Source organism: Candidatus Methanoprimaticola sp. MG2 (assembly GCF_047501175.1).
GTDB lineage: Archaea > Thermoplasmatota > Thermoplasmata > Methanomassiliicoccales > Methanomethylophilaceae > Methanoprimaticola.
Genome location: NZ_JBEQWH010000017.1, coordinates 1 through 10,736 on the forward strand (window position 1 = coordinate 1; position 10,736 = coordinate 10,736).

Here is a 10,736-nt window from a genome sequence, read left to right on the forward strand (position 1 = left end):
GGAAGTCACGGGGGGGGGGGCAGTGCAAGCTCAAACTCCTCGCGGCTGTCGCCGTCCTCGCAATGGTGTTCTGCGCATTCTGCGCGATCGCACCTGTTTCTGAGGGCGCTGACGAAAGAAATCCCGCGACGGATGTCACCATCCCAGGGAACTCGGGATGGCCTGAAGCCACCACAGCCACAGACAAGACAAAAACCATTGTCCTGGATAAGGACATCACGATCACGTCAGGGATCGTCCTGGCCGGAAGTACCGACCTCAAGATAGACCTGAACGGTCACACTATTACTGCCGATGGTGTAAGCGTCCTGATGACATATTCAGCAGATACGAATTACACCGGAACCCTCACCATCGATGGTTCGAAGGAAGGGAGTGCGATCACGACCGACGTCCGTGTTCTGAGCGGACACAGCACCGGCGGATACACACTGAATGTCATCGGTGGGACATATACCGGAGACTACACATTCCTTATTGGTGGGAAACAGAATGGTGCCAGCGGATCCACCGCGACTTTCACTGATGCAGTGATCAACGGTTCGACCGCTGGGATATGGATGTCCTACGGAGAGAACGAGAAGATGACCGTGGATGGATGCACGATCGATGCACCCCTCGGGATCTATGCTGCAACGACGAAGATCAATGACATAAAGGACACTGTGATAAATTCAAGTGACGTTGGAATTGACTTCAAAACTGGAACATCTAGTGTAACTGGATGTACTATATTGGTAAATAACTATGTTGAGGGGACTGCAGTCGGAAACAACGGAACAGGAGATGCAGAAACTGCGATTGTAGTTACAAATCAGTATGACACTGGAAATGTATCAGTGAAAATCGATCAAACATCGAGTGTGAAGAACACCGCCAGTGGATCGAAAGCCGTTTTTGTATCTGAAGGAAGTAAGAATGGAGTCGTAAATATCGATTGGGAAGGGAATGACTCCAACATCGGCTACAAGTATGTGCAGAAGAGTATGGATTGGAACAGTGAGACTGGGAAGTATGTGTTTACCAACATTACGAACACAAAGGGGCTTGTGATTGTCAATGGAACCGCTTACGTCAATCACCAGGACAGACTCATACAGGCGAAGGATATCACTTCAACAGCAGTGGATAGGATTGTCGTTGAAAATGAAATCACACTTACTTCGGAGATTACCATTAATTTCACTGATGAGTCCGAGAAAGAGAACGGAGTCAAACTTGGCGAAAACACCGCCATCGGAAAGGGCACCGTGTTCCAGAGAGGATCCATCGAGATCATCAACGCATCACTTAAAGATGGCGACATCACCATCAGTGGAGATGCAGTCATCTACGGAACCTATACTGGAACTGGTAACATAACCATCAACAATGGGGCGACTTTGACAATTCCTGCTGGGAGAACTCTTACGATGGGTTCTGAGGACGGAGAAGACACTTCGAAGATAAAACTCGAGAGTGGATCCACCTTGAACATCCTTGGGAACCTTGAGGACAATACGAAACATGAAGGAGCTGGAAACGAGAGTCTGATCGTACCCTCCTCCGACACTTCTGCAGGAGACGTCAATGTCGGACCCAATGCTACAGTTCCCGCGAAAAACTTCGTGAACGACAAGATCCTGGTGTCCGTCGACCCTGATGCGATGGTCGAAGCGAGTCTCGGAGGAACGATTATCGACAACCCTACTTTTGGGCCGAGCCAGATCGTCACCGTCAACGAGAGTCTTGTGATCATGAATGGAGCGACAGTCACCATTGCCGGTAAGCTCATCGTTCCCGAAGGAATGACCATCACTATCGAAGCAGGCGGGAAGCTGATCCTTCAGGGACTCAACGTAACTGCTGACATTAACGGTACCGTTGTAATCGAAGGGGCTCTTGAACAGCCAGTCACAGAAAAAGGAATATTCAAGATTGACTCCTCTGGAGACAAAGCTGTCATAACCGTAGATGGAGATATCCAAGTCTACGGTCTCTTGAACATTGCCCAAGGAAAGGTTGTATTCAACGCCAACGCTGACATTGCTGAGACGGGAATAGTGAGGCTTGGAACGAACGGAGGATCTGATTCTGAGAAGACGGTTGGAACAATCGTCGTATCCGAAAATTCTGTCCTAACGATAAACGGGAATATACACAGGACAGCAGACAGGCTCAATCACGACTATTGTAATATAATTGAGAACAATGGAACTATCATCTATGACTCTGAAGTCGCTGCATTCAGTAACGTAAGAATCTATATGATGAAATCCGGAGCAACTGTTGATATTCAGGAGTTTACCATCGGAAATGGAAACCAGAAGCTGAGCGTTTACATCAATGAAAGTCTGGAGATCAAGGATGAACCCAATTCGATGGAACATGCCATGACTCTCGGAATCGATAAGAGAGATACCAACGAAACTGACAGAACATTCAGTACAGGTGGGATCGTGATCACCGCGAGCGCGAAACTTGTAAAAGACGATAATGGCGACTCCATAGTCGAATCTTCAATGGACATCTCTGGAACAATCAAGAGTTCTGATACTGTTGAAGCACCTATCGCAAACGGTGGGGACCACACTAACGCGAAGATCACTCTGGCTGGAAAGGATATCACGATCTCATCCGAACTCGTACTCGGGCAGGAGGACGAGCTTGATTTCGGAAAGAAAATTACAGGAAACTATAATCCAGGCACAGATGAAATTGTACCTAGCAACCTGACTGTTACCGGAAAGATCGATGCCACTGCAGGAACGTTCATCAACAACGTCACCACGAACGCAGATGAGGAAATCTCTGGGATCACCTTGAAGGATGCTGGAACTATCACCACCTTGAACACTCCGATCAGCAATGTAATCAACGCTACGATGTATGAGACCCAGAATGCTGACAAGGACAAGGTCTACAACTACGCAACAATCGATGCCGCCATGAAGGTTCTGAACGATAATGCCGACGTAAAGAAGGTAACTGTCCTCGGAGAGCAGGAACTCACAACTTCTGCTAAAATCCCTGCGGACAAGACTCTCGCAGTCGACATAAACCGTGCTGGGGAACTGACCATCGGATGTGTCAAGGATCACAATAACGTCACACTCGATGTTGATGCCAAAGGAAAAATTACCGGCGGTGCTGGAATAAAAGTGATTGATGGAACTGTCTATGCAGCGGACAAGACCAAGGTCTCCGGTGCCATCGTCAGCGATGTGAAATCCTATGAAGTCGACGCCGACGGAAAGGCTGTCAGAGACGGATGGGGCAAATGGACCACCCTGGCCCTCGCCCTCAAGGATGCTGAGGCAGGACAGACCATAGAGGTTTCCACCACCGAACTGTACATCAGCAGCAACATGACCATCGACGAAGGCGTCACTGTCAAGGTGCCCGCAATCACTGAAATCTTCGAGGTGAAGGATGGAATCACGTTCACCGTCGACGGCATCCTCATAATCGAGAACGATCTCACTGCCGAGACCACGTTCGCCAAAACCGCTGTCAACCAGGGCAAGAACGCACCGAACAACAGCAGCGTCATCGTCGTGAACGGAATGATCAGATCCAACGTCGGAGCCACCTATGATGCAGAAGGAACAAAATACCTATCCACAGGAGTTCCTGTGTCCGGTGCATATTACACTGACAATGAACTGTACAACGTCGTCGCTCCTTTGAGCGTCGCTCTCGAGAACCTCGCAAAGATCGATGGGGACATCACCATCCGCGGAAAGGTCACCGCAGGAGATGTCGCATTCACCGCGACCGATGACTGCACCACACTCGTGGTCGATGCAAATGCCGAATTCAACGTGAACTCCATCACGCTCGTCAAATCCACGCTCAATGCAGTTGGAAAGTTCAACGGAGCTGTAACCGTTGGAGATGTCACCTTCGCATTCAAATTCGTCCAGAAAGTGAACATCGGAGCCACCGAGGAAGGCGTCATGCAATTCACTGACCTCGGACAGATGACAGAGTACGCCGACGAGAACAAGAAGGAGTATGCATCCATGACCCTCGTCTCCGGAACCTATGTCGGAAAGGAAGACCTCGTAGTCAGAGACCAGGGAATAGACTTCGTCGTCGCATCTGGTTCCACCCTTGAATCTGAAGCTGCGAACATATACTCTCTAATAATCGAGGGGACCGTGTCCGTCGCATCCGAAAAGGCACTTACAGCAACAAACGGTGAGATCAAGAACGGCGGAGTTCTCTCCGTCGCTGCAGAGACTTCCACTGAAGCCAAGGGAACCGCAACCTTCACTGTCCTTATAGTTGGACATGTCGTCAAAGATGATACTACCGGAGCCACCGCAGCGGTCAACGGACCTGTCTCCACCGTGGTAATGTATGTCGCAGCCGATACCACTATGGATGAAGCCACGCTAAAGTCCCTCGAGGATATCGATAAAACTGAGTACTATGTGGACGGAGCCCTCTGGATGACTGTCTATGACGACAGTGAGCAGGGACATCCCATCAATTTCGTCTGGTCCGACAACTTCGACATTCCTGTGAAGAATGCAAGATTCACTGGATGGGAGGCCGAGGATGTCGAATCCATGGTCGGAAAGGTTGTTGGAGATGTCGCAAAAGTCGATGCGAAGATCGACAAGGAGATCTACGGCATCACAATCCTCGCCAACGAAGGTGTCAACGACATCTTCATCGACGGCCAGATCCTGGTCAAGGATGGGCTTAACATCTATACTCTCCCCAACGATGTAGAACTCACTGCCGGAACTCATGAGATCACCTTCGAGCTCAACAATGGATTCACCGGAGAGGGCAAGCTCGCTCTGGTCGGAGATGGAGTGACCAAGGGTGTCACTTGCGGAGTCAACGGACTCAGCATCACTCTGTCCGGGGTTCCCGAAGGAGATAACTGGATCAGTGCAGAGATCACCCTCCAGCTCACCGGTATCGAGAAGTCCGGATTCACTCCCGACCAGCCCGACACCCCCGCAGCCGACAACGGAATGACCATCACGGACTACCTGCTGATCATCCTCGTCGTCCTCATCGTCGTCATGGCAATCATCGTCGCCATGAGGCTCATGAGGAGCTGATCGTAAACGAACGATCGAGAGAGAGAACAATCCCAATCACCTGAAACGACAAACTCCGGAGGTCCGGAAGGACCTCCATCCTCCTTTTCACCAAAGGAAAGGAGGAATGATCCGGCGCGCCCGACGAACCTGAACAGCAAACAGCCATCGGAGCGGACCCATCTTCCATCAGACGGGTCCGGGCATCTCATCCCGTCCCGGAGAGACGACGGGACCGCGCACAGGAACACGCTCGCCAAACAAGCCCTCCCGTTCGGGAGGGCGGCCCTTTCACATCGAGGGGACAAACGGAAGGACATGGGGGGATGCCCCCATGTGATGTTTCAAATCAGTTCCTGATCGCGTTGAACCCGCGCTCGAAGGCGTCGAGGTTCAGGTCGAGGAACTTCTGGGGGACCTGCGAGACCAGCGCCTCGCGGAGCTGGTCCTTGGTCAGCGGGATGTCCTTCATGGCAGCGACCGCGCCGATCATCACCGCGTTGGCCGCGACGGCCTTGCCGGCCTTGATGGCTATCAGGGTCGCATCTATGGTGACCACGTTGGGGTTGGTGGTCCTGACGGCCTCGACGAGGTCGTCTATCGCAGGATACTCATCGAACCCTGCGGCGACCATCGACGGCAGCACGGGATCCAGGTTCATCAGTATCGACGTGCTCCCGTTCCCGAGATGCAGGCTCCTGACGGTCTCCGCAGGCTCGAACCCCATGATCAGGTCCGCGCCCCCCTCGGCCTCCAGGGGACTGTAGACGTTGTCCCCGAACCTCACGGTGGACATGACGCTGCCTCCCCTCTGGGCCATCCCGTGGACCTCGGACATCATGACCTTGTATCCAGCGTTCATCGCGGCGGTGCCCAGGACGTTGGATGCCATCAGCACCCCCTGCCCTCCGACCCCCACGATCTGTATCGTGTACTTCATCTCTTCACCCCTATGGCCTTCTTCGGGCACACGTTGGCGCACATGCCGCACCCTATGCACTGGGTGGGGTCCGTCCAGACCCTGTCGTCCTTCTTTATGAGCGCCGGGCAGGCGACCATGCGCAGGCATGTGAAGCACTGGACGCACTCCTCCTGGTCCACGTCGCACGTCCTGGAGGGGAGGAGCTTCCTCTTCTTCAGCTCCAGCGGACAGGCCTGCTCCGATATCACGACGGCGACGCCGTCGAACGTGATGGCCTCCCTCATCACCTCCGTGGTGGCCTTGATGTCGTAGGGGTTGACCTTCCTGACGAACCTGGCCCCCACGCCGCGGGCGATGCTCTCGATGTCCAGGGGCTGCGTGTTCACGCCGCCGAACTCCCTCCCCGTCCCCGGGTTGGGCTGGTGTCCCGTCATCGCGGTGGTGCGGTTGTCCAGGATGACCATGACGATCTTGTGGTTGTTGAACAGCGCGTTTATCAGCGGGTTGATGCCCGAGTGGAAGAACGTGGAGTCCCCCATGAACGCTATCGGGAGCTGGTCGGTGGACTGGGCGAACCCTCCCGCCGCACCGGCGCCCCCTCCCATGCAGATGATGTAGTCCGCCTCGTTGAACGGCGGGGAGCCTCCGAGCGTGTAGCACCCGATGTCCGAGCAGTAGACCACGTCCCTGTTCCCGACCGCCTTCTTGGTGGCCGCGAACATCCCCCTGTGGGGGCATCCGGCGCACAGCGTGGGGGGCCTGGCGGGCAGCTTGATCTCCGGCTGGGGCATGGGCTCCCTGAACTCGCAGACGGCGGCGAGCTCCGCCACCCCCTTCAGGGTGTCGGGGGAGTACTCCATCGCCCTGGGCAGGTGTCCGGACCTCTTCCCGTACACGGGGACGTCCAGGCCGTACTGGGCGCATATCCTCAGCACGGAGTCCTCCAGGTACGGGTCGAGCTCCTCGACCACGATGATCCTCTCCTTGCCGCGGATGAAGTCCGCGATCTTCCTCTCCGGGAGGGGCGCGGTGAACCCGAGCTTGAGGATGGAGACGTCCGACATTGCCTCCTTGACGTACGTGTACGAGACCCCGGACGTTATCACGCCGACGCTGCCCTTGCCCTCGACGAAGTTCAGGGAGGACCTCTCGGACATCTCCCTGGCGTCCTTGTTCAGCTTCAGGAGCCTCTTCCTGTTGACCCTCGCGTTGGCGGGTATGTTCACGAAGCGGACGAAGTCCCTGTCGAAGTGCCCCTTGGTCACGGGCTCGGACCTCTGTCCGAACTCCACGGGAGCACGGGCGTGGTTGACGCGGGTGGTGGTCCTGAAGATCACGGGCAGCCCGAGCTCCTCGGATATCTTGTAGGCCTCGGGGATCATCGCCTTCGCCCCCATGGGGGTGGACGGCTCTATCATCGGGAGCAGGGACAGCTGGGCGTAGTACCTGTTGTCCTGCTCGTTCTGGGAGCTGTGAGCGGACGGGTCGTCCGCGGTCAGGATGAGCATGCCTCCCCTGACGCCCGAGTATGCCAGTGTCATCATGGGGTCCGACGCAACGTTCAGACCCACATGCTTCATGAAGACGAACGAGCGGACCCCTGCGGAGGCTGCCGCGGCGGAGACCTCCAGGGCGACCTTCTCGTTGTCGGAGAACTCGAAGTACATGCCCGCATCGGCGGACAGCTTCTCGAGGAGATTGCCTATCTCGGAGGAAGGCGTCCCCGGATAGGTGGATGCGAAACCTACGCCAGCCTCGAAGAGGCCCCTCACGATGGCCTCGTTTCCCAGGAGGAGGTGCTTCCCCCCATCAGACAAAAGATCCGACATTTATGAAACCTCAACTGGTCGGTAATCGGGGCGCTGGTTATAATAGGTACGGACACGGGGGACGGACCGTGGGCCGCCCCCAGTCACGGATGCCCCGGACGCATCGGAACGCCTGTCCTGGAACATCTGAAATATCCGTATGCGCTCCGCGGGAGCATGGATCCGGAAGGTCTGTGGAGGACCCTCGTCGACACGGCGAGGGGCATGGGCATCATCGACATATCGGCGGCCCCGGCCGACGGCTGGGACACCGACCCCCTGGTGTCCTCGCGCATCGGCAAGGGACACAGACCGAAGGACATCATGCCGGACGCCAGGAGCGTCGTGGTCATCGGCGTGCCCGTGCAGAGGAGCATCCTGGACACCGCACCGTCCATCTACTACAACCACCTGTACTCGGTCGTCAACGACCTCCTGGACCAGGCGTCCGAGAGGATCGCCCTCGAGCTGAACGCGCTGGGACACCGCGCGATATACGTGCCGAGGGACGGCTACCACGGGATAGCCGGCCTCAGGGAGATGCCTGAGTCGTTCTTCTCCCACCGCCATGCCGCGTACCTAGCGGGGATGGGGACGTTCGGATGGAACAACATGCTCCTGACCGAAAGGTACGGTCCCAGGATAAGGTTCGCCTCCGTCATAACGTCGGCGGAGCTCCCCTGCGGCAGGGCGATGGACGAGGGCCTGTGCATCGGATGCGGGGCGTGCGCCCGTCAATGCCCCTCGTCCTCGGTGGCTGGGACGGGATATCCCGAGGGCATCACGGACAAGCGCGGGTGCGTGGAGTACACGGCACCCCTGGCACAGGTCGGAAGGTCCCCCTGCGGGAGATGCATCGCAGTCTGTCCGGTCGGGGATGACAAGGGGCCGGGACCCACCGAGAAGGCGGTCGAGACCATAAGGATGTACGGGAGACCTCCCAAAGTGTAATAACCTGAGTCCGTTTCCCAGTCCTGGGCTGAGGTAATCAAGCTAGGCCAAAGATGCAGGACTTAGGATCCTGTCCTTAGTGGTTCCAGGGTTCAAATCCCTGCCTCAGCACCATCCCCCTTTTCAGGGCCCTCATCGACACTGTCTGGCTGTCCTTTCTTCGAGGATTCCTCGGATTCAATCCGGGATGGGTTCGCTGTCTCCGAACAACCCCATGTGCTGCGTGCGGCCTCGATCGCCTTGGTGTTCCTACGCCTCGCGTAGTACTTCTCGGTGGTCCTGGTAGACGAATGACCCATGAGGACGGAAACGGATTCTATCGAATCGATGTCGGAGTCGAGGTAATTCTGACCGAAGGTCCTGCGCAGCTTGCGCGGATCCGCGGAGATGCCGATGCTACTGAGAGAGATCCCCAGCACCTTCCTGATTGAATTGGCACAAAGATAATCGGAACCGCCGCGGGTCGGAGGGAACAACGCGCCCTTGCCCTCGGGACAGTTGCCGGAACGGAGCTCGAGATATCTGAGGAGGATCCCCCTGTGCTGAGGGGGAACAGGGACCATACGAGGTTCACCGTAGGTGGCCTCCCCCTTGACATGGATGATGCTGAGGATCCACTCGGAGGTATCTAGATCCGAGCACTCCAAGTAGCGGAGCTCCTTGGTCCTGCATCCGCATCCGATGAACAGGGCGAGCATCGCGAATGAACGGACGATCTCAAAATCGTCCGATGATTCTACTGAATTGATGCCGTCGATGACGATTCTCCTCTCCTCAGGACTGAGACATTCCAATCTCCTGTGACCATCGACCGGCTTGAGGACAGGATACTTGCGGAGACACGTGCGGACTGCGGAGTTCTCGCAGAAATCGAAAAAGACGACGAACGTGTTGACCTCGTGGCGGTACTCGTCGTTCGTGTACCCGAGACCTCTGCGATAGGACAGATGATAACGGACATCCTCAGGAGTCATCCTCTTCGGGGAGGTGGTGGATATCTTCCCGGCATCGTGATGCTTCCTGATATCCAAGCCGATTCTCCTGAGCCTGCGGTTCATGTCCTTCCATGTGATCTCGGCGTATACGCCGTACATGGAATCAAGGAACTTGTTGGCGAACTCCTCCCAAGGATAGCGGGACATCGGGCATCACCGTCCAGCGGGCAGGTCTGCATCTGACTGATGTACTCGTCGAAAAGGCAGCATATCCCATCGAAGGAATCGAATTCCAGGAACAGGCATTCGCCGCAGGAATCGCAGTTCATCATTCGTTCCTCCTGAGCTTGGTAAACCAAACACCCCTCTTGGCGACAGCTTGCTCACGAGAACCATCCTTGGTCCTACCCTTAGGGTCGATCTCGCGAGCCTCGACATATATGCTGTCCGATTCGATGACAGAACCTGCCGGAGGTCTTTTAGGACCTTTTCCGGAACTTGGGTATTGCGACCTGATGGTGACCTTCGCATCACCTTTCGCAACAACAGATGAACCATGATGGACATTGGATTTGCGGATGAGACGAGGCTTGGAGATCTCATCCGCTTCTATATCGACGCGTGATGCCTCATAATCGTGTTCGGACACCTTCGAGGCCATGTCAGAACCACCCCTCGAGGTCGTGCGCATCATTCATGATTATGCCTTCGACCCTAAGCCTCCTGTAGACATCCTCTGCCTGCTCATCGTCGATGCCGTATCCATTCAGATCATACGGGCTGAAGTCATCCTTGTCATCCGCATGCTCATAAGCGTATATCGCGATCCTGTAAGCCCAGTCGTCCGGAATCGGACGAGGCTCATCCCTATCATCACAATATAGAGGGATCTTCACATCGGACGGATAATAGACCTCGACAATCTCTCTCAGTCTAAGATCGATCTCACGATGCGATATGCGCTCCTTGACGAGCTCTATGACTAATTCTTCCTTAGAAAGCTGCATAAGGTCATCCCATTCACTTGCCATTCCTTTCTCACCTCCCTTTCCGTTTTCGGAGGAAATCGGAAAGGTCC

Annotated in this window: 7 protein-coding genes and 1 tRNA gene; 3 read left to right on the forward strand and 5 right to left on the reverse strand. The window is 55.4% G+C overall.

What is annotated here, in order from left to right; genetic code table 11:
• Nucleotides 1-62 precede the first annotated feature (62 nt).
• Entirely contained in the window at nt 63-5,063 is a 5,001-nt protein-coding gene (locus tag V5D86_RS09320; protein ID WP_414596413.1) for a hypothetical protein, read from the forward strand.
• Between the two features lie 328 nt (nt 5,064-5,391).
• Here V5D86_RS09320 and iorB read toward each other — a convergent pair whose 3' ends face one another.
• Both iorB and iorA read right to left on the reverse strand, forming a co-directional pair.
• Nucleotides 5,392-5,982 (reverse strand): indolepyruvate ferredoxin oxidoreductase subunit beta, encoded by a 591-nt coding sequence (iorB, locus tag V5D86_RS09325; RefSeq protein ID WP_414596414.1) that lies wholly within the window; start codon nt 5,980-5,982, stop codon nt 5,392-5,394.
• Nucleotides 5,979-7,793 (reverse strand): indolepyruvate ferredoxin oxidoreductase subunit alpha, encoded by a 1,815-nt coding sequence (iorA, locus tag V5D86_RS09330; RefSeq protein ID WP_414596415.1) that lies wholly within the window; start codon nt 7,791-7,793, stop codon nt 5,979-5,981. The genes iorB and iorA overlap by 4 nt, the downstream gene beginning before the upstream one ends.
• A 156-nt stretch (nt 7,794-7,949) precedes the next feature.
• Between iorA and V5D86_RS09335 the strand changes: the two genes are divergently transcribed.
• Nucleotides 7,950-8,723: a 4Fe-4S binding protein gene (locus V5D86_RS09335; protein ID WP_414596416.1), complete on the forward strand. Its 774-nt coding sequence runs from the start codon at nt 7,950-7,952 to the stop codon at nt 8,721-8,723.
• 27 nt (nt 8,724-8,750) lie between these two features.
• Nucleotides 8,751-8,837, forward strand: a tRNA-Leu gene (locus V5D86_RS09340).
• Here V5D86_RS09340 and V5D86_RS09345 read toward each other — a convergent pair.
• The 3 genes from V5D86_RS09345 to V5D86_RS09355 form a co-directional block, all read right to left on the reverse strand.
• Complete coding sequence (locus tag V5D86_RS09345) at nt 8,816-9,865, reverse strand: tyrosine-type recombinase/integrase (protein ID WP_414596417.1); 1,050 nt, start codon at nt 9,863-9,865, stop codon at nt 8,816-8,818. The two genes, V5D86_RS09340 and V5D86_RS09345, sit on opposite strands and share 22 nt — an antisense overlap.
• Nucleotides 9,866-9,986: 121 nt before the next feature.
• Complete coding sequence (locus tag V5D86_RS09350; RefSeq protein ID WP_414596418.1) at nt 9,987-10,319, reverse strand: hypothetical protein; 333 nt, start codon at nt 10,317-10,319, stop codon at nt 9,987-9,989.
• Nucleotide 10,320: 1 nt separating this feature from the next.
• Nucleotides 10,321-10,736, reverse strand: a 416-nt coding sequence (locus V5D86_RS09355; protein ID WP_414596419.1) for a hypothetical protein, incomplete at its 5' end; no start/stop codon positions are given.